The sequence below is a fragment of the Sulfitobacter sp. genome (genome assembly GCF_041552635.1).
In the GTDB taxonomy this organism is placed as follows: domain Bacteria; phylum Pseudomonadota; class Alphaproteobacteria; order Rhodobacterales; family Rhodobacteraceae; genus Sulfitobacter.
The window spans coordinates 1-20,183 of the sequence record NZ_JBFEKM010000069.1; the positions used below are offsets into that span (position 1 = coordinate 1).

Annotated in this window: 19 protein-coding genes and 1 pseudogene; 5 read left to right on the plus strand and 15 right to left on the minus strand. The window is 51.4% G+C overall.

Annotated features, from left to right (window positions below; translation table 11 throughout):
* The first annotated feature begins 279 nt into the window (after positions 1-279).
* The 3 genes and pseudogenes from ABYT07_RS09970 to ABYT07_RS09980 all read left to right on the plus strand — a co-directional run.
* Positions 280-1,506 carry a glutathionylspermidine synthase family protein gene (locus ABYT07_RS09970; RefSeq protein WP_372991293.1) on the plus strand — a complete coding sequence of 409 codons (1,227 nt, stop codon included), beginning with the start codon at positions 280-282 and terminating at the stop codon, positions 1,504-1,506.
* Between the two features lie 44 nt (positions 1,507-1,550).
* Positions 1,551-2,132 carry a DUF1190 domain-containing protein gene (locus ABYT07_RS09975; RefSeq protein WP_372991294.1) on the plus strand — a complete coding sequence of 194 codons (582 nt, stop codon included), beginning with the start codon at positions 1,551-1,553 and terminating at the stop codon, positions 2,130-2,132.
* A 389-nt stretch (positions 2,133-2,521) separates the two neighbouring features.
* Positions 2,522-2,946: pseudogene (locus ABYT07_RS09980) on the plus strand (DDE-type integrase/transposase/recombinase); the annotation flags it as partial.
* A 351-nt stretch (positions 2,947-3,297) separates the two neighbouring features.
* On the opposite strand, the gene ABYT07_RS09985 reads toward ABYT07_RS09980, so the two are convergent.
* The 11 genes from ABYT07_RS09985 to ABYT07_RS10035 all read right to left on the minus strand — a co-directional run bounded on the left by ABYT07_RS09985 (position 3,298) and on the right by ABYT07_RS10035 (position 14,044).
* The gene (locus ABYT07_RS09985) at positions 3,298-3,648 is read right to left on the minus strand and encodes a hypothetical protein (RefSeq protein ID WP_372991295.1); all 351 of its coding nucleotides are present in this window, start codon (positions 3,646-3,648) and stop codon (positions 3,298-3,300) included.
* Complete coding sequence (locus tag ABYT07_RS09990) at positions 3,645-4,031, minus strand: response regulator (RefSeq protein WP_372991296.1); 387 nt, start codon at positions 4,029-4,031, stop codon at positions 3,645-3,647. The genes ABYT07_RS09985 and ABYT07_RS09990 overlap by 4 nt, the downstream gene beginning before the upstream one ends.
* Positions 4,009-4,929: a protein-glutamate O-methyltransferase CheR gene (locus ABYT07_RS09995; protein ID WP_372991297.1), complete on the minus strand. Its 921-nt coding sequence runs from the start codon at positions 4,927-4,929 to the stop codon at positions 4,009-4,011. The genes ABYT07_RS09990 and ABYT07_RS09995 overlap by 23 nt, the downstream gene beginning before the upstream one ends.
* Positions 4,926-5,399: a chemotaxis protein CheW gene (locus ABYT07_RS10000; RefSeq protein ID WP_372991298.1), complete on the minus strand. Its 474-nt coding sequence runs from the start codon at positions 5,397-5,399 to the stop codon at positions 4,926-4,928. The genes ABYT07_RS09995 and ABYT07_RS10000 overlap by 4 nt, the downstream gene beginning before the upstream one ends.
* Complete coding sequence (locus ABYT07_RS10005; RefSeq protein WP_372991300.1) at positions 5,396-7,489, minus strand: chemotaxis protein CheA; 2,094 nt, start codon at positions 7,487-7,489, stop codon at positions 5,396-5,398. Before ABYT07_RS10005 ends, ABYT07_RS10000 begins: the two co-directional genes overlap by 4 nt.
* 4 nt (positions 7,490-7,493) lie before the next feature.
* Positions 7,494-7,862 (minus strand): response regulator, encoded by a 369-nt coding sequence (locus ABYT07_RS10010; protein WP_372991301.1) that lies wholly within the window; start codon positions 7,860-7,862, stop codon positions 7,494-7,496.
* Complete coding sequence (locus ABYT07_RS10015) at positions 7,859-8,134, minus strand: hypothetical protein (RefSeq protein WP_372991302.1); 276 nt, start codon at positions 8,132-8,134, stop codon at positions 7,859-7,861. The genes ABYT07_RS10010 and ABYT07_RS10015 overlap by 4 nt, the downstream gene beginning before the upstream one ends.
* A 4-nt stretch (positions 8,135-8,138) precedes the next feature.
* The gene (locus ABYT07_RS10020; protein ID WP_372991304.1) at positions 8,139-8,684 is read right to left on the minus strand and encodes a chemotaxis protein CheD; all 546 of its coding nucleotides are present in this window, start codon (positions 8,682-8,684) and stop codon (positions 8,139-8,141) included.
* Between the two features lie 48 nt (positions 8,685-8,732).
* Positions 8,733-11,270 (minus strand): methyl-accepting chemotaxis protein, encoded by a 2,538-nt coding sequence (locus ABYT07_RS10025; protein ID WP_372991305.1) that lies wholly within the window; start codon positions 11,268-11,270, stop codon positions 8,733-8,735.
* A 25-nt stretch (positions 11,271-11,295) separates the two neighbouring features.
* Positions 11,296-11,625, minus strand: a complete 330-nt coding sequence (locus ABYT07_RS10030; RefSeq protein WP_372991306.1) for a hypothetical protein — start codon at positions 11,623-11,625, stop codon at positions 11,296-11,298.
* Positions 11,626-12,163: 538 nt separating this feature from the next.
* Entirely contained in the window at positions 12,164-14,044 is a 1,881-nt protein-coding gene (locus tag ABYT07_RS10035; protein ID WP_372991307.1) for an FAD-binding monooxygenase, read from the minus strand.
* A 98-nt stretch (positions 14,045-14,142) separates the two neighbouring features.
* On the opposite strand from ABYT07_RS10035, the gene ABYT07_RS10040 reads away from it, so the two are divergent.
* Together ABYT07_RS10040 and ABYT07_RS10045 are read left to right on the plus strand one after the other, a co-directional pair.
* Complete coding sequence (locus tag ABYT07_RS10040; protein ID WP_372991308.1) at positions 14,143-14,562, plus strand: MarR family winged helix-turn-helix transcriptional regulator; 420 nt, start codon at positions 14,143-14,145, stop codon at positions 14,560-14,562.
* A gap of 73 nt (positions 14,563-14,635) precedes the next feature.
* Positions 14,636-15,916 carry a flavin-dependent oxidoreductase gene (locus tag ABYT07_RS10045; protein ID WP_372991309.1) on the plus strand — a complete coding sequence of 427 codons (1,281 nt, stop codon included), beginning with the start codon at positions 14,636-14,638 and terminating at the stop codon, positions 15,914-15,916.
* A 196-nt stretch (positions 15,917-16,112) separates the two neighbouring features.
* Here ABYT07_RS10045 and ABYT07_RS10050 read toward each other — a convergent pair whose 3' ends face one another.
* The 4 genes from ABYT07_RS10050 to dctP all read right to left on the minus strand — a co-directional run.
* Entirely contained in the window at positions 16,113-17,636 is a 1,524-nt protein-coding gene (locus ABYT07_RS10050) for a class I adenylate-forming enzyme family protein (RefSeq protein WP_372991311.1), read from the minus strand.
* A 10-nt stretch (positions 17,637-17,646) separates the two neighbouring features.
* Entirely contained in the window at positions 17,647-18,987 is a 1,341-nt protein-coding gene (locus ABYT07_RS10055) for a TRAP transporter large permease (protein WP_372991312.1), read from the minus strand.
* Positions 18,988-18,999: 12 nt separating this feature from the next.
* Entirely contained in the window at positions 19,000-19,494 is a 495-nt protein-coding gene (locus ABYT07_RS10060) for a TRAP transporter small permease (RefSeq protein WP_372991313.1), read from the minus strand.
* 80 nt (positions 19,495-19,574) lie between these two features.
* Positions 19,575-20,183: TRAP transporter substrate-binding protein DctP (gene dctP / locus ABYT07_RS10065; RefSeq protein WP_372991314.1), on the minus strand; the 609-nt coding region annotated here is incomplete at its 5' end.

Here is a 20,183-nt window from a genome sequence, read left to right on the forward strand (position 1 = left end):
AGTTGATCACCCCGTAATGCGATATCAGCCATGACACTATTCCTTTTCGCTTCGCCATCTGCCCCATCAATTTGAGCACGCGTTGGTGATCAGCCTACACCAAAATACACCTCTGACAATTCCCAAAGAGATTAATCTAGCTGGATATCTTGATGGTTTTGGTCGTCGGCGGCCGCCGGTGGTCGGGTAATTTCGCCAGACTTTCGCCCGAAAAGGCGCAGGTCTGGTTTAATGCCCACAAACGCCCTAGATGACAGTCAACAATCAAGGAGACGTTGCATGCATAAAGTGACCTTGCCCGAACGACCGCACTGGCGAGAGCACGCGCGCGAGGTCGGGTTTACCTTTGCCGATATGCACGGTGCGCCTTATTGGGACGAAACATCCGCCTATGCGTTCTCGCTTGAGCAGATCGAAAATGATATCGAAGATCCGGCAACCGAACTTCATGCCATGTGTCGAGAGGCCGTTGTTGAAATTCTAAAAAGCGAGCAGTTGATGGACCGCTTAGCGATCCCCGAGGCGCATCGTGATCTTGTCGCCGAAAGCTGGCATCGGGGCGATCCGGAAATCTACGGGCGTTTTGATTTCGCCTATACTGGCAATGGTCCCGCTAAGCTGCTGGAATATAACGCCGATACGCCAACATCACTTTATGAAAGCGCTGCCTTTCAGTGGCAATGGCTCGAAGATCAGCTTGCCGCGGGCGTTTTGGCCAATGGGGCGGATCAGTTCAACGGCATCCACGAAGCGCTGGTTGAACGTTTCAGCGCGGTTTTCGAACCGGACAGTGACCTGCATTTCACCGCCGTCGGTGGCAACCCCGAAGACTATGGCACTGTCGAAGCCATGGGCTGGGCCGCGCGCGAGGCTGGGCTGGGCGCGCATTATTGCGATCTGGAAAAGATCGCGATCAGCGACGAAGGCCAATTTCTGGATCATGAGGATCGCGTCATGGGGGTGCTGTTCAAGCTTTACCCTTGGGAGGATTTGTTGCGCGATGACTATGCAGCTCACATCGCGGGATCCCGCTGCCTGTTCCTAGAGCCCGCCTGGAAGGCGCTTTTGTCCAACAAGGGGCTTTTACCGGTCCTATGGCAAATGTTTGAAGGTCATCCAAATCTTTTGCCTGCGTTTTTTGAGCAAGATGTAACCGACGCAATCGCGGGCCGCGGCCTAGCAGCAGCTGATGTTGCCGAAGCGTTCGGTCGTGCAGAAACACAGCTTGTGGCCGGACACGTCACCAAGCCGATCCTGTCCCGAGAAGGCGCATCGGTTTCCATTGTCAAAGACGGCACAATCATCGAACAGTCGAAAAACACCGATTACGCTGAACATCCACGGATCCTTCAGGCGTATGAACCCCTGCCCCAATTCGATGGCTTTTGCCCGATTGTCGGGGCATGGGTGATCGGCGAAACCTGCGCAGGGATAGGCATTCGCGAGGATCAGTCACGCATCACGCAGGATCTATCCCGGTTCAAACCACACTACATCACTCCCTAAAAATACTAATTCGAAACATCACTTTACCGAAAGACAGGATTGTCATGACCAAACGTTCCAGCCGCGTCGCCATTACCATTCTCGGGGCTACTGCCTTTGCTCTTGCGGGCTGCCGCGAAGAACAGGTTGACGCCAAGGCTTTTCCCGATTTGCAGAGCTGCAAGACTGAGGCCACTCAAGGCGGTATGTTCACCGCCGAGGATTGCGAGACCGCTATCAATGCGGCGGAAACCCTGCATGTCGAAGCCGCCCCCCGCTATGACAGCCTTGCGGTCTGCGAAGAACAGCATGGCGCAGATGCATGCAGTTCGGAAGCAGCAACACCCCAAGGCGGATCCGGCAGCATATTTATGCCTCTTCTTGCTGGATATCTTATCGGTAACATGATGGGCGGTCGGGCCGGTATGTCTGCGGGGCAACCCTTGTATAAAACATCGGGTGGGCAATACACAAATGCCGCGCGCAGCAGTACGTTTTCCAGTAATAGCGGCGCAGCAAAGCTGAACACATCGCAATTCACCCGCCCCGCCGCGACTGTCGGGAAAACCCCAATGACCCGCGCGACGGCCAGCTCTCGCGGTGGTTTTGGCAAAAGCTTTGGCGGGCGCACGGGTTTTGGTGGCTGATAGGTTCAAATCTTTCGCACTGTTTTTCGAATGTTTGAATTTCCAAACATGAGTGCGAGCTGATGATCGCATCGCCTCGAGTTTGGCCTAGACCAGCCGATTTTCTGACACTGATGTTCGATGTTACCGGATCTATAGGGGTGCCTCATGTCTGGCGTGATGTCTTTGGAAGGGGCTGTGATTGAGGTCTGGAATGACAGTCCAGATAGTAATCAACGTCCTAATAGCGGCAATCTGGCATAGTGATTTCCGTAAGCGGTGCTTTAGTCCTAATGATGCGACCAATCCCCACGTATGTCTCAATGAATGACGCGAGCGTGGCCCGATTTTGCGCGCTCGTAGCTTGACTCGCAAAGATCGGTGCTTTTGATCGAGGCCCTCACACGCGGATTGCTGTGGTGTTAGACTTTCATTCCCGGCGTGTCATCTGATGGGAGGTCACCAATCGGATGAAACGCGACTTTGCGATCCGTCCATTGAAGATGGCCATAGCCTTCCGAGTACAACCCAAAGGCTGCATCCATCACACCGATCGTGGCAGCCAATATTTTGTTTGCATGACTATCATAAAATTTTGCGCTAGCATGGGTTCAGGGCATTGATGAGTGGCAAAGGCATTTTCCACCATAACGCTGCTGTTGAGATGTTCTTCAAAACCATCAAGCCCGAGCTGATTTGGCGGCATTCGTGGGAAACGCGACGGCGGGCTGAGATGGCACTTTTCGAATACATCAACGGGTTCTACAACCCGCGACGGCGGCACTCAATATTTGGCTCGAAAAGCCCTGTCATTTTCGAACGAAAGGTGGCTTAAGCGAGCATGTGGGGCGACACTAAGGCGAGACAGGTCCAGTACCTCGAAGATTGGGCAACGACACTTTAGTGTAACTCCTGCAGCTTTGGACGGGCAAGTGCCCAACAGTATGCCACTTGGATAGGTTAATTAGTCACGAGCGGTGCCGGCTGGTCGTCCATCTCGATTTTATATTTTACGAACCGGCGAATACGGTACTCCGCTTTCCAAACTATAGCTGCCAACCACTCCATAGAGAGGCTATCAACAGGTTTTCTCATATAGGAACAGCGTAACATATTAACCAGCCCCAAGAACATAAAATCTGAACAAAACCAGCTCGAAGTACGGTATAAAAAAATAGCAAGCCGTTCAGAAAATAACTTCATCCCCTTCATTATCTTTTTGTTTTGATTCAATTCCCGCCAATGCTGTTTTGACTTTATCCAGCTTCGTAAAGCTTAACGCTGCTTCAATGTTTACCATGTCTTTTTCCATTTTGCTGCTGCTGAGGTGATTGAGAAATATCCTTAAATCAGCTATCGTTTGAACAAGAAGATCAATATCCTGCAACGCCAATCGTGAATTAACCCGTCTATCCCCTTCCTCTGAAAAAAAGTCTCCAAAAGTTTTTTCAATATTGCGACCAATATTTTCGACTCGACCTAGTTCTCCCTCAAGTCTTTTTATTACCGATGGCAACAAGACAGATACATTTTTCATAACGGTCCCGTAACGGTTTCAAGGCACCTTTTGAGCTTCATTGTATCAAATGGTTTTGAAAGAAAATTGTTTAGCCCTAATTTCTGGGCGCGACCCAATATTTCCTGATTCATTGAACCACTGACCAAAATGAATCCTACATTCGCCGTAGACTTTTGCATCCTCAGGTTTCCAAGCAAATCTAACCCCGTCATACCAGGCATGTGATGATCCGAAATTACAATATGGAAACCCTCTCGACTTACTCTCTGGAAAGCAACATCCCCCGATACGCAAAAATCAACATTCCGCATTCCAATATCTTCCAACGAATTGCATAATAAACCCCTGCTCACACTGGTGTCATCCACAACCAATATTTTAAGTGTATTGCGAAGTGACATTTTTCTTCTCCATAGCTGATGCAGAACTCAATCCAATTTTTGTTGGCCGTCGAAACGCTGTTGGCCCAAAAAGTTCAAGACGACTTGACAGGCTTGGGCCAATTCTCTCAGAATGGCCAATAAATAAAAATCCTTCTGTATGTAAAACATTCTCTAGGCCCACCCAAATCCGCATCTGGGTTTCTTCATCCATATAGATAGTTACGTTCCTGCAAAATATCACATCAAACGGACCAGATACCGGCCAAGGGTCCATAAAGTTCAGGTAGCGAAATGAGATTAAATCACGTGCTTCTGGTCGCACCTTCAATACTTCACCTGACTGATCTTTATCGAAAATGAACTCAGCATAACCGGGTGGTACATCCTCAAGTGCCGAGATACGGTATAATCCGGCCTCTGCTTCCTCGAGAATATTACTGTCAATATCTGTAGCCAGAATACGAAAGTCATAGTCTGCAGCATTGGGAAGACACTTAAGTACAATTGCTGCTATGCTATAGACTTCTTCGCCACTAGAGCACGCAGCAGACCAGATACGGATTCTCTCTCCGTTTTTAGCCTTCTCTACAAGTCGAGGCATTACCTGGTTTTCTAGAATATCAAAATGACCACGCTCACGAAAAAAACGAGTAGTATTTGTCGTCAAGGCATTTATCATTTGCTCCAGCTCAGATACGCCAGGCGGACTCAAGGCATACTGCAGATATTCCTCAAATGTTGTGAAATTCAGTGGTTTCAAAAATCGGGATAACCTCGATACGACCAGCCTTTCGGCCCCCTCATAAAGGCAAATGCCCGTTTTTTCCTTGAGAGTTCGAGAAATAAGTTCAAAAGCGCTCTCTGATAGATCTATAGCTTCTATTTCAGACTGAACGCCCCGCGGTGAAACAATCATACTTCAACCGGTTCCGCCGCCATAGCTGCAGCCAACTCGTTAATATCAAGAACTCGAAGTGTCCTATCACCAGAAGCTATAATTCCTTGAACAAAGTTGTTTTCATCCAGACCACCTACTTTTGGCATGGGCTGTATTTCGTCGGGCGAAATGCCAACTATGTCAGAAACTGCGGTCACAAGGAATCCAACAGTTTGGTTCCCTATATGGGCAATGATAATAACATCCCGTTTACTTGGTTTACATGGTCCCAAACCAAGCCTTGCTGACAGATCGACAATTGGAACTACTGCCCCTCGCAAATTCATAACCCCCAGGACATCAGCAGGAGAGTGCGGAAGCATAGTCACCTTTGTCCATCCGCGGATTTCACGAACTAGCATAATATCCATGCAAAAGTCTTGCTGTCCGATAGAGAAGGTGATCAGTTCTCGTTTGCTGCCCTTTTCGGGCGATGTTTCGGTTTTCATGCGGAGGCTCTTATTGGTTTTAGGGACGCTGAAGCGGCCGTGGGGATTTCATTTGTTATTTCATCAAGGTCGATGATCAGGGCAATCTGTCCGTCCCCCAAGATTGTTGCTGCAGCTACATATGGAACATGGCCATAGTTTGACTCTAAGCTCTTGATAACAACCTGCCTCTGATCAAGAATATGATCCACTGCAAGCGCGAATTGTTCCCCTTTATCGTCCTCAACGATTAACAGAATACCATCTTGACCTAGCTTTCGCTCGGCTTCAAAGCCGAAAATTGTACCCAAGTCGATAATCGGAAGCATCAAATCACGCACTGAGATCATCCGGGCTTCGGGACCTATCAAATGTATTTTTGAAGCTTCTGGGCGAATAGTTTCAGTTATAGCGGAAATTGGGACAACCATCGTTTGGCTAGCGACAGTCACAACCATGCCGTCAAGAACAGCAAGTGTAAGTGGCAAGCTGATTGATATTGTTGTTCCCTTTCCAGGTGTGGAAATAATTGAAACACGGCCCCCGAGACGGCGAATCTCACTGTTCACTACGTCCATCCCAACCCCGCGGCCGGAAAGGCTCGTTACCGCGCTTGCAGTCGAGAACCCCGGCAAAAACAAAAGGCGGTCGATTTCGGCATCACCAAGCTTTGCTGTTTCCGATACAAGACCCTTTTCAATAGCTGACGTCAGAACCTTCTCACGATTGACGCCACCACCATCGTCATTTACCTCGATGACCACGCGACCAGATCTGTGCGCGGCCGATAGTTTGACCGAGCCGTTAGGAACCTTCCCAGCTTCTGTTCGGCGATCAGAATGTTCAAGTCCATGATCGATTGCATTCCGCAAGATATGGGTTAGTGGATCAACGAGTCTTTCAATGACTGTACGATCAATTTCCGTATCCTCACCGTCAGTGATAAATCGGACATCCTTTCCAGCGATCTGCGCAGTTTCACGCACGATCCTCCCCATCCGTTGAAAAAGGGGCTTCACTGACTGCGCCCGGATCCCCATGACGCGCTCTTGAATGTTACGGGTAAGCGTTTTGAAGTCATCAAGCGTGGTTGCCAATTGTCGGCTTACAGACAATTCTGATTCTGTTATGGATTGTGTCATGACTGCCTGGGTGATAACCAACTCGCCAACCATGTTAATGAGCTCATCAACTAGTTCTAGGTCAACACGAACAGTCGCTTTAGGACCAGATTTCACTTTTTCTGGAGCGCTATCACTTTTCTCGGCTTGTTGAGCTTTTACTTCTGCTTCAACTTTTTGTGCCGCTGGAAAAATGGCGTCCTTGTTATCTAAGGCCGAATTTTTCTTTTCTACCATCTCTATTTTGATCGCTGCGAGATCTTGGGCAAATTCGAATACTTCATAAATCTCGCTTTCCAAGCAATCTGATGAAAGTAAAATATGCCATGAAATATCAGGTTCACTGGCATCCCATACATTTTCAGCGCCAAGGCTAAAGCTAATGTCCAGAGATCCCAGGGTCTCGAGTTCTCGAAAAATTTGAACAGGTTCATGTCCGTTAGAATATAGTGCTGCTGTCGGGCTGAAATTAATGCTGTAATCACCTTGCTGTGGGCTAGGATTATTTTCTTCCTGTACACCAAATGATAATGCAACCGGCACAAATTCGGCAATGCAGTCCTCAGCAGACTCGGCAGCACTACCGTGATGAGAAAAACTCGATAGAGCCGTAATTTCCGAAATGTCATTCTCCAACTCGTGGGCATTCTGCACGCCCCCTGCTTCTCCAATAGCGATGTAATCCGTTAAACGATCTGCCCCCCGATAAAATACAGGAATGATCTCTCGACTCATTATGAGTTTTCCGCTGCGTAATTCGTCTAAGATCGATTCGAACGCATGTGCATACTGAGTTATAGCATCCAGTGAAAATGAAGCCGCGCCGCCTTTAATCGAATGTACTGCTCGAAACATTCGATTAATGGTTTCTGGGTCCGGATCACTATCAGCTTGAAGAGACTCTAATTCGCTCAATCCATCAGTTAGCTCTTCCAACTGTTCTTCGCATTCTTGGAAAAATATCTGTCTTAGTTCATCTAGACTAGCCATTGCGTCAAACCCTCGCCACCCGGCGTATCGCCGAAATTAACTTGATGTCATTGAATGGTTTCACAATCCATCCAGTTGCGCCAATACTTCGGGCGCGACTTTTTAGGGCGTCGCTACTTTCGGTGCTTAAAACTAAGATAGGTACTGAGGCGGAGCATTTGGACTGTCTAACTTGCTCAATCAGTCCGAAACCATCCATCACAGGCATGTTAATATCAGTAATGATGACATCAGGGTTCGCTGCTTCAAGTTTTTCGATGCCGTCTGCGCCGTCTTCCGCAGTCGTCACCAAAAATCCGGCCTCTTCCAAGGCTGCTCGTAACAGATTTCTCATGGTACGAGAATCATCAATGGCAAGAATGCTAAGGCTCATATCTCTGCTCCCTTTTCAAGAAGTGCTTCTTTCATTGCCAGAACCTGCAAATCCTGCGCCAACTCCGCCGACGCATCGATTTTAAAAGTACCTCCGGCGCTCTCAGTATTTTGTTTGAAGCGCAGCAATATTTCAGCGGCCCGAGCGCCAATGGCTCTTACCTCTCGTCCATCAAGGTGGATGCTAGGCCCCTCAATTTCTTGTAGTACGCTAATTAGATTTGGAATCCCGGACGAGAGCAGTTTTTCCGCGAGTATAAGTGAGCTTTTCATAGCTTTAATCCTCAAAGAACTGAATATCGTCTGTCGTGGGACTGACGGTTCTAATTGGTTGAATTTCTGGCTCGATATCATCGACAAGCCGCTGGCTAGCACGCCCAGTTGACGGGACAAAGCGCAGTAGTCGAGCCTGCGTCCCACCTAGGCTCATTGCGCGAATGGGTAAGCCTTCGCATTCGAGAAACGAGATCGCGAAGTCACAGTTTTTCTTTCCGATATGTCCCATAATTCCGGACATAGTTGCGCCTCCAAATAATTTTGCTTCTATCCGCGATTTATTTGCTCCCAACTTGAGCAAGCCATTAATCAAAACTTCCATTGCGTAAAATCCATAGCGCTCGGATTGCGCCATCTGATCAGGACCCCCGGCAAGTAGAAAATGGTTCATTCCACCGACTTGGGCGACTGGGTCAAAAAGACAAGTGGCAACACAGGAACCTAAAAGGGTTTTGATGACTTCGTCGGGCGAATCGCTTACGTGAAACCCACCTTGAGCGACATGAACTTCGATCAATGAGGTGTCCGATGTTCTAGCTTCAAACATAGTTCAGTCCATTTCTGTTGTCTTCAACCTCGGCTTCCCAAAACATCTTTAGAAATCTGTCCAAGCACCTGCCGCGGATCGAATTTCTAAATCTCTCTGAGGCTTAGTTGCGCTTGTAGAGGTGGAATGCTGCTTGCTGCTCGTTGAGGACTTAGGCACCTCTTTTCTTGAAGAAATTGAGACTACCTTTTCCGAAATCTGGAAGTGCCCAATGGTTTCAACGAGAGACATAGCAACACTATTGAGTGCATCGCTCGCGGCTGTTGTCTCCTCCAAGCGAGCAGCATTCTGTTGTGTGGATCTGTCCAATTGAGTCACGGAAGCATTGATCTCTTCAAGCGTCAGTGACTGTTGGTGGGCGGATACCGCGATTTCGGAAACCTGACCTGAGATATCATTCACAGATGAAGCAATGCGGTGTAATGAGTTTCCAGTTTCTCCAACGAGATCAACGCCAATCTTTACCTGTGCAACAGACATTGCGATCAAATCGTTAATTTCACGCGCCGCCTCGGAAGACCTTTGAGCCAAAGCGCGGACTTCTGATGCAACGACAGCAAAACCACGACCCGCGTCCCCTGCTCGAGCGGCTTCTACGCCAGCGTTCAAGGCAAGTAGATTGGTTTGGAATGCGATATCGTCAATGACCTTAATAATTGAAGCCATCTTTTCAGATGATGTGGAAATTTCGTCCATGGCTGAAACGGTTTTCAGCACAACAATGCCGCTTTCCTCTGCATTGGCCTTGGCTTCCGTTACGATCACATTCGCTTTCTGTGCCCCTTCAGCGGTACCACGGACTGCGCCTGTTAAATCATCAAGAGCCGCCGCCGCCTGCTCAAGAGTAGCAGCGGTCCCTTCAGTTCGCCGGGAAAGAACCTCTGCGGTACCGCTAATATCTTTAGCTTCGTTGCGGATCGTTTCAGCACGATCAGCAATAGCTCCAAGCGCCTGGCACAATTTCCCGACAGCTTCATTATAGTCGTGCCGCAATTCTTCATAGCGTTGAGCAAAAGGTTCTGGGAGCGTCGCGCGCAGGTCACCACCACTTAACCGTTTCAAGCCGACGCGCAGCGAATCGACCACCAAAGACCGTTCTTGATCAAGCTCTTTGCGTTCGATACGAGCGGCTTCCGAAGATTTTACCTGCTCTGTCACGTCGCGGCCAAGTAAGAACAGCCGGTAAGGTTTGCCACCAACATCCGCGACGGATGTGATGCTGCCCTCGACAACTACATCTGCACCGTTGGCACCGGAAAACATAATCTTGCCAACATAGGCTCCGTTTTCTTTGACTTGAGTAAAGACGTCTTCTGCATCTTTAGTAATCAAAGATGTAAGGCTTAAGCTGGGCGACAGGCCTTGACTGCTTGCAACCAGCGTTCGAAATAGTTCGTTTTCTTCACAAAGCTGTCCGCTGGGCAAGAAGTCAGCTCTTAATTGCGACGCGTTGATCTCTCTAATTAGGGCCGAATTTTTCCACTCTTCGGTGACATCCTGCCATTCGAGGACAGCACCAACGTGCTGATCGTTTTCGTCACGGATCGATTTTATTTTCAGAGAAATTCGGATGTCTTGCATGGAAATCGTTGTCGAGATGACTTTTTCACTCAGTGCGCTTACGCGCTTGGTAAGCTCTGTGTTTTCTGGGTGAAAATAATCAAGTGGTTTTCCAACTAGTTTGGTTGGTTCAAAGCCTGGAAAACGCTTTTCAAAGTGCTGGATATGTTTTTGACATAGGGCGACAAATGCCGGGTTGATGGCAAAAATTTGTCCAGATTCATCAGCCAGAACCAGCGCTGCAGATGAGCTTCCGAACGCCTCACTTTTGAAACGTGCATCCCGGGCAGTCAAACTACCAGCGACAAGACTATTGCGAAGATGCTCAACTTCTCTCCCCAACTTACCGAACTCGTCGCTGCGTACGGTGTTTTCGATTGGGACCTCGAACGCCTCAAGCCGAAGGTTTTCGATTGCGCGTTTCAGGGAGGCCAAGGGCTTGAGAACAAGGCTGCGAAATGCAAATAACGTTACCAGAAGAGCAGTAATGCCAACGAATGACGCTAAAGAAACCGCACCTAAACGGCGTGCTTCCAAGAATGCCTCAAGCGGCGCGATCGACCAGCGAGTCACAAGCACCCCTACGAAGCGGTCGCCGGCGGCATACAAGGGGTAAGCTGTGATACGTTCCTGATTGAAAAATAATGGTGCGTCGCCATTGAGCGCATTTCGCCCCAAATTGGACATTTCATCATCTACCTGAGGCCCTTTTCCAACAAGAACGTCACCTTTTGCGTCAAGAACAACCACCCCGGTAAAATGGCCGTCTGCACCGTCGATGTACTTCTCAACTAGCCTTTCAACCATTCCAACTTGGCCAAAGTTGACCGGCGCGGGTAATGTTTCCATCATAAGGTTCGCATCTGATTTGGAGCGATCAAAAACAACCTTTTGGGCCAACTCACGTGTGGTCTTGTTTTCCTGAACAAGCATGGCACCAGCGACAGTTGAAATGGCAAGTAGGACCGCTAAGACAAACTTGACCGCGACCGAATTTAAGGACTTTATTTGATTTGGCGTAGACACTTACGTGCTCTCCTAATTGGGTCAATCAGCTGAATGCACTTGCATCGGCGCGGTTGGTAAAAGCACTTTTGGATAATTTGAAATATGCACTATGCAACGTTGCAAAATTTGAAAATGGCGGTCTAAACGAGCGCGCCGAAAACCCGGTGTCGTAGCGTTCAGAGGTATTTGAAATATTGCGCAAGACCTTGCGCAAGCGTGCCGCACCCTGCTGTAACTGAGTTGCTTTTCTAAATTGCTGCACCGCCTCAAGACCGAGGAAGACTTCAGAAAGACCTTCGAAAAGATCATCCAGATCTTCAGCAGAGCCGGCAAAGGTCGGTCTTGCTATATGTGTTTGAATGATCGCTGTCATGGAACGAGATCCCTTGTTCGCTTCTTTGGGCAGTAGGCCGATGGGACCTTTGTCCGAGAAACTACTTTTGAATCCGTTAATCGATGCCTTCGATTTAACTCAATTTACCAAATAAGTAGTTTAGCGAGCATCCGGTTTACAAAGCTCCATGCGAGGGAGTCCTCGAAAGAGGTTTGGATGGAAACAGGCACGTAAAACCAGAAATGTGCCTGCGGACCCCTATCGAATGCTGGCGGAAAACTTTCATCAGAAATTTTAGCCTATTGTTTTCACGTGTTTTTTTGAAGTCCACCATCTTGGCAATACCGTCCTTGCCGCAATAACCTGGGGATCGCTACCATGCCGAATTACGCGCAGAAACCGACCTGATCACACCTGAAAAGTGTTCCTGCCACTGCTCAGCTTGAGCAGGCGCGCGCGCGCAATAAAAGATCTAATACAGGTTTCTAACCAAGCTTAGATTCATTAGCGCGGCTCACAAGAGCACCCCGCTTGTGCGAACAGAAGGGATTCGCACCGCAGGGCGTGCACCGCGCAATCATTTTGCCGGGACAAGGATATTTTCAAATACCTGCGTAAGTTTCCTGTGCGCTGTCAGCGGCAATACCTGCGTGACATATTGATCGGGGCGCACAATCACCAGACAACCGTGACTGCGATCAATTGCTCGCATTTCGAAAATGTCCGCATCGGGATCGGCACAAAAGACCTTTTCATAATCTCTCAAACCATAGCGCCCCTTTTTGGGTAGCAAAAGCGTCGGCAGCTGACCTAGATCAAGCACGCGGTGGGGCTGTTGGAATATCGCCCTCAGATCAATCAGAGAATCAATATCTGCGCCCTCTGGTGTAACTTGGGCAATTGGTGAGGTTTCGGAACCAAGATAGTCACAAAGCGCGTCCAGATTCCCATTTTGCCCGGCAAAGGCCAGAATGCGCCAGCGCCCATCGGCCTTTAGCATATGCCCCAGTTGCACTGGCTTGGCATCCGCAACCCGGATGACGGGGGCAGAATGGAAGCGCATCCCGACAACATAACCTTTTGCCAGATCTTGATATGTCGCCTCGCCCACCAGAATAGACGGCACATAATGGACAGAGGTGCCTGCAGTAAAACGCCCCTGCTTTTGGAAATACCGTTGGAATTCCTTGGGGTCGACGGTGTCGTCCCCCACGTTGTCGCCGGTTCGTGGGCGCGCACTGAACATCTTGGCAAAGGCGCGATCAAAATCAATCAGCTCTTGTGCGATTGCCTGCCGCTCGGTTGAATAGCTATGCAGAATTGTGGGCGCGCTTTGGCCGCGCAACACCGCTGCCAGCTTCCACCCCAGATTAAACGCATCGCCCATCGATACATTCATCCCCTGTCCTGCTTTGGGGCTGTGGGTATGGCCCGCGTCCCCGGCAATAAACACCCGCGGATCAGAGCCGTCCTTCGCATCATCAAACCGGTCGCACAAGCGTTGGCCTATCTCGTAAACAGACCACCAAACGACCTCTTTCACGTCCAGCGTATAAGGGGCCATGATCCGTCCTGCTGCTGCGATCAGCTGATCTTGGGTGATATTCTTATGCGATACCCGCTCGTCAGGGTTCAGTTTGTCCAATTCGATATAAAGCCGCACCAGATACCCGCCCTCGCGGGGGATAATCAGCACTGACCCTTCCGAGGCAGAATGGATCACAGATTTCAGGCGAATGTCCGGAAAATCCGTTTCCATCAAAACGTCCATGACCCCCCACGCCTGATTGGCAGCGTCCCCAACCAGCTCACGCCCGATGGCGCGGCGCACACCGCTGCGCGCACCGTCACAGCCGATGACATAGCGCGCCTGAATGGTTTCAGCCTGTGCAGGCAGGCCATCAGGCGCATGGGACACCGTCACCGTCAGAGGGTATTCGGCGGTATCGTCTCGGGATAGGCTTAGGAACTGGCGGTCATAGTGCGGTTCAAGCCGGCCAGGCCCGTTGCGCATCACATCCAGATAGAAATCATGTACACGTGCCTGACTTAGGATGACATGGGGCATCTCGGACAGGCCTGCTTCTGTGTCTTCGATCCGGCCACTGCGTGCGATATGGGCAGGCTGGTCGGCGTCAGGTTTCCAAAATGTCGTCTCGTTCACCCAATAGGATTCGCGCAAAACGCGTTCGGCAAAACCAAAAGCCTCGAACATCTCGACCGACCGGCATGCGATACCGTCCGCCTGACCCATTTGCAGCGGCCCCGATTTCTGGTCGACGATGCAGGTCGAGATATCCGCGAAGGCCGCCAGTTGCGCCGCAAGCGTCAGACCCGCTGGGCCACAGCCGACGATCAGGACATCCACCTGACGCGGCAGTTCTTTGACATGCGGTTGTCCAGAGGGGGCAGCGATATGAGGACTGCCAGATTTGAAACCGTTCAAGTGATACTGCATCTGATCGTCCTTCATTTTAATATGTATACTTATTATAAGTAGGGCACTTCACCTTCACCTGTCAATATGGTAAGTCTACTTATTAAAAGAGGCGAGTAATGACTTTAGACACGATGCCGGGGCACTTGATCCGACGGTTGCATCAAATTTCGACCTCCGTTTTTGCAGAACGGATGAAGGCCGCAGGGATTGATATAACCTCTGTCCAATTTGCGGCACTGACGGTTTTGCACGAAAAGCCCGGTATTGATCAGGCAACGTTGGCCCAAGAGATCGCTTACGACAGGGCCACCATCGGCGGCGTTGTAGACCGGCTTGAACGAAAAGGCTGGGTCCTGCGCAAGGTCAACCAAGACGACCGGCGCGCGCGGCAGGTCACTTTGACCGAAGAAGGTACAGAAATGCTTGCAGTCGTGGCCCCTATTGTTGCAACCCTTCAAGCCGATATTCTTGCGCAGCTGACCTTAACCGAGCGTACCGCATTCATCGCCCTTGCCAGCAAAGCTGTCGCGCATTGAAAATTTGCCATGTTTGACCCAACGCGCTGATCTGCTAACACGTCTCAACTTTGAACAACTAACGGTACGCATAATGTCACAACCTCATGTCCTGATTGCCGGTGGTGGCATTGGCGGTCTGGCGCTTGCCCTGACCCTTGACCAGATCGGCGTGCGCAGCACCGTGTTCGAATCCGTGCGTGAACTGAAGCCGCTAGGGGTCGGCATCAATATCCAACCCAATGCAATCCGCGAGTTATTCGATCTTGGCATCACTGCCGATGATCTAGACGCGGTCGGTCTGCCTGCACGGGAATGGGCGTTGGTAGGCCAACAGGGCCAAGAGATTTACGCAGAACCACGCGGTACCGAAGCCGGCTATAACTGGCCGCAATACGCAGCGCATCGCGGCAAGTTGCATATGATGCTGCATGACAAGCTGATTGAACGCGCGGGTGCCGGGGCTGTGCAATTGGGCGCAAAGGTTACGGGTTATCGCAAGAACGATGACGGCAGTGTCAGCGCGTTTGTCAGCCGTACTGATGGGTCCGAAACCACGGAAACCGGCACGCTGCTGATTGGTGCAGATGGCATCCATTCCACGGTCCGTGCGCAGATGCATCCTGACCAGCCGCCGATCCATTGGGGGGGCGCGCTGATGTGGCGGGGGACAACGCGGGCCAAGCCGATCCGTACCGGATCATCTTTCATCGGTCTTGGCACCCATCGCCAGCGCATGGTCATCTATCCGATTTCCGCCCCCGACGCCGATGGCTATGCCGACATAAACTGGATTGCAGAAGTTACGTTCGATGAAACCGAAGACCGCAAAAGCGGCTGGTACAAGCCCGCGAAAGTTTCAGATTTCATCCATTATTTCGAGGGCTGGACCTATGATTGGCTTGACGTCCCGGCCCTTTTGAACGGCGCAGAAGTCGCCTATGAGAACCCGATGATTGACCGCGACCCTGTGTCGACTTGGGTGGACGGGCCTGTCGCGTTGATGGGCGATGCCGCGCACGCGATGTATCCGACTGGGTCAAACGGTGCCAGTCAGGCAATTATCGACGCACGCACCATCGGGGCTATGATGCTGGACCATGGCGCGACAGCGGCGGCTCTCAAGGCCTATGACGATGCTCTTTGCGCACCTGTCTCCGAGCTCATTTTGCGCAACCGTGGTGCGGGCCCTTTCGGGTTGCTGAATATGGTAAACGACATTTGTGGCGGAACTTTTGACAACATTGATGACGTGGTTCCGGCTGCGGAACGGGACGCCTTTATGGCGCGCTATAAAAACGCTGCAGGGTTCGCGATGGAAAAACTTAACGCTGCCGCACCGACAATTGCACCGGGTTCCAGAATCCCAGTCTAGCAGGGTTTGCTAATGCCGAAAACCAGCCCCATCAGCCAAGATTGACCGTCAGGGATTATTTGAAAGTCGACCGTATTCGCTTGGGCAATCACACCGCGCCACCTAAACCGGGGCGCGTCAAAGCATAGCGGTCGTCACAAGGTTTGCGGCACACCCTTTCAGATCACGACACCCCCCGTCATTCCGAACGGCCCTTTCAGCTAGGCCAGTAGGGTGCGCGCAAATCTTTTTTCAAGATCTTGCCGATATCGCTGCGCGGCAGATCGCCGAGCAGAAGAATGTCGGACAAGCGTTGTGTCTTGCCCAACTTTGCATTGGCGGCCTCAAGCACGCCTTTGGCATCCGTTGTTGCCCCCTTGCGCAGCACTACAAAGCCAAGTGGGGTTTCACCCCATGAATCGCTGGGAACGGCGATGACCGCTGCATCATCTACATCCGGATGCTGGCGCAAGACGGCCTCTAGATCGGCGGCGTAGATGTTGAAACCGCCCGAAATGATCATGTCTTTCTTGCGGTCCATAAGATGCACAAACCCGTCTTCGTCAATGCGCCCCATGTCACCCGACCGAATGAAATGATTGCCGTTCGTATCAGTCCACAGCAGTTCTTGGGTTTTCTCGGGCGCATTGTGATAGCTTTGCATCATCGAGGCGGATCGGCCCACCAGTTCGCCAAAGGCACCGTGGGGTAGTTGTTTCCCTTGGTCGTCGATCACCCGCATGTCGACGCCCTCGCCTGGGCGGCCGACGGTGTCCCACTTTTCAGGGAAGGCTTCGCAATTGAGCGCGGTGGAAATGCCGCCCTCGGTCATTCCGTAAACCTCGATCAGATTGCCGGGCCAACGAGCCATCACCTGTCCGATCAACGTGCCCGGCAACGGGGCCGACGTCGAGAATTTGCAGCGATAGCTTGTCAGATCATGATCGTCGAATGTCGGCTCTGCCATCAGGCGCATGAACTGTACCGGCACCAGAACTGCATGGGTCGGTTTCAAATCGGCACTTAGTTTCACGAACGCTGCGGCGTTAAACTTTGGCATCACAATCAATGTTGCCCCCAAAGCCAGCGTGGGCAGCATACCGAAAAGGGTCGTATTGGAATAGATTGGCGTAGATATCACCAGACGGTCAGCTTCGGTCAGGCCGAAGTTGGTAATTCTTTGCAACTGGCGCGACCGAAAGCGATGATCGTGGACAATCCCCTTGGGCGTCCCGGTTGTGCCGGACGAATAGATGATATTGAACAGATCATCGGGCTTTACCCCGGCTGGCCCTGCCGGGGCAGCATCTGCCGCCCACGTCATCAATTCATCCAGATCGACAACATGTTTTACCGCCAGACCACGCGCGGTATCTGCCTGTGCAGATGATGCAAAAAGAAACTCCGCATTGCTATCCGACATCATCAACGCCAGCGCCGCAGGCGTTGCAGAAAACGGCAGCGGTACGATACACGCACCACTGGCCACCACAGCACAATAAAGCACCACATGTTCGACCGAATTTTCAGACAGGGACGCGACGGTATTGCCCTGCCCTATGCCTTGGGCCTTTAGCTGTCCGGTGACCTGCGCCACCATGGCCCCGAATTCGGCCCATGTGACGGTCTGTTCCCCGACAATCAACGCTGTCTTGGAGCCATGCTTGGCCGCGTTATCACGCAGGGCGATGCCGAAATTCAGGATCTGCTCATTTTCAACTTTGGGGGGATCAAAATGCATCATGCAGTCCTCAATTCATCGACATAGGAAGAATAAGTGAGATGGCCGGGATCATCACCAAAAGCGCCAGAACGACGATATCAATCGCCAGAAAGCGCCATAACCCTGCAAAGATCTGGCCAATCTCGACCTTTTCCTCTAGCACACTGGCCAGCACGAAAACGTTCAGCCCGACCGGCGGCGTGATCAACCCGATCTCGAGAAGTTTGACGATCACCACCCCGAACCAGATCAGGTTCATGTCGTAGCTTTCAACCATCGGGATCATCAAAGGCAGTGTCAGCACCATGATCCCGACCGGATCAAGGAACATCCCCAGCACCAGATAGATCACGCAAACGAGCGCGATAAACATCCAAGGCCCGATATTTGCATTCCCCAAAGCCGACACAAGACTATTGGACAATCCGGTCAACGCAATCAGGGATACGAAAATCTTGGCACAGGCGGCGATAAAAAAGATCGCGCCAGTCGTGGCCATCGTGTCGCGCAGCATCGGGATGATGTCATTCAGTTTGATAAAACCACGCATGAAACCAAGCAGCACGGCAAACAGCAACGACAGGGCAGCCGCTTCGGTTGCGGTAAACACACCGCCATAGATGCCGCCAATGACAACCGTGAACAGGAACACGGCTGGCCATGACCTGATTGCGGCTTGCACCTTTTCCTTCATCGAAAAAGTCTTGTCGGGCACAGGCGCGATCTCGGGAGAGCGGCGCACCCACAGCACAATAACCAAAGCATAGCCAAGCATCGACAACACGCCGGGCAAGAAACCCGCCATGAACAATTCGCTGATCGAGCTTTCTGTAAAGATGCCGTAGATGATGAACAAGACAGACGGCGGGATCAGCGATCCGAGCGTACCGCCTGCGGCAACGGATGCCGTTGCAAGACGCGGATCATAGTTCAGCTTGAGCATCTCGGGTGTGCAGATCCGCCCCATGGTCGATGCGCAGGCAATGGACGATCCGGAGATCGCTGAAAATCCGCCACAGCCCGCGACAGACGCAATCGCGACCCCGCCAGGCAAGCGCACCAGCCAGACCCGCGCGGCCTCGTAAATCTCGGTTGTGATGCCGGCCTTATAGGCGACGTGACCAAGTGCGATGAACAAAGGGATCATCGACAGATCATAGCTGTGGACAAGGTCGAAACTCGACGAAAATGCGAGCGATAATGTGGTCCACAATGCGCGTTCGGGCATGAACGTGCCGGTGCGCGTTGCGAAAACGATAAAGATGGCTACGACGGCGACGCCGCCAATAGCATAGGCAATCGGAATTCGTATCGCCAAAAGGAGAATGACAATCGCAGACGCGATATAGCCGATGGTTGCCGGATCCATAGTGGTTTTCCCTTAAAGTTCTGCCGGTGCCGGCGTACCCGTCACTGCGGCTTTGAGATCGACCCAGAACACATGGATCAATCGCAGCCAGAATGCCCCAATTGCCAATACGAACAGGGCGCGGCTTGGCCATTTTGGAAGCAGGAGCTCTCCGCCGTAGTGGGCCCCACTGGCGAAATTTTTGGCAAGCTCGAACCAACCGGCAGCCAGAAGGATCGTCACGATGGTCAGGCCAATCACAACGGCCAGCACAGCAATCCATCGATTCAACGCGTCCGGAAATAGGTTGGCGATGAATTCGACAGCGACATGGGCGCGTTTCGCAGTGGCGGCGGCCAATGGAAACAGGATTGCAGGCACCATCAATTCGCGGACCATGATCATGCTGTCGGGGATTCCGACCATCAAGAATTCACGGGCGATAATGTTGGCTGTAATAAGCAGGCAAAGCAGCACCACGGCCACCGCTGCAAGCGTATCGAGCGTAAACTCAAGACGTTTCAACATGATGTTCTCCAGTGGATATTGGATAGGCGCTGCCCCGCCCCAAAAGAGGCAGGGCAGTCTTCAAGTGTCGGTTCGACCGATCACTTCTTGTGCCAAGGCAGACCATCGGTCTCCATGACCACAGTCCACTTGTCCATCAACGCATAGAGTTCGGCCAAAAGCGCCTTGCCATCGGTTCCAACGGCGTCAGTGTCGGCATACCAGTTGTCGAACATCGGCACGCCTGCCACGTCCATTGCATCATAGCCTTCATCCGAAAGCTTGACGAATTCAACGGGATCATCCCCCGAAGAAAGCACTTCGAGAGCTTTCAAGTCCGCTTCTTCCAGCTTTTCGCCATAGAAGTTCATCATGTCCGGCCCGATGCCAAGGATCGCTTCTTGTTGTTCTGGCGTTAGCCGATCAAAGCTGTCGCGGTTCATGACGGTGCCCAAGCTGGTAATCGTCGAATACCGCAGCTCGGTCATCGTGTCGATTTCTTCGCTTAGCTTCGAGGCGACGGCGTAATACGCATAGGTCACCGAGCAATCCACAAGACCGGTTTCCATGGCCTGATATACATCATAAATCGGCATGTTCACCATGTTTCCACCAAGTGCGGCAAGCACGTCACCGGACGATCCGGTATGCGCAATCTTGGTGCCTTTGATGTCGTCGACCGACCGGATGCCTTCGCCACGACAGGCCAG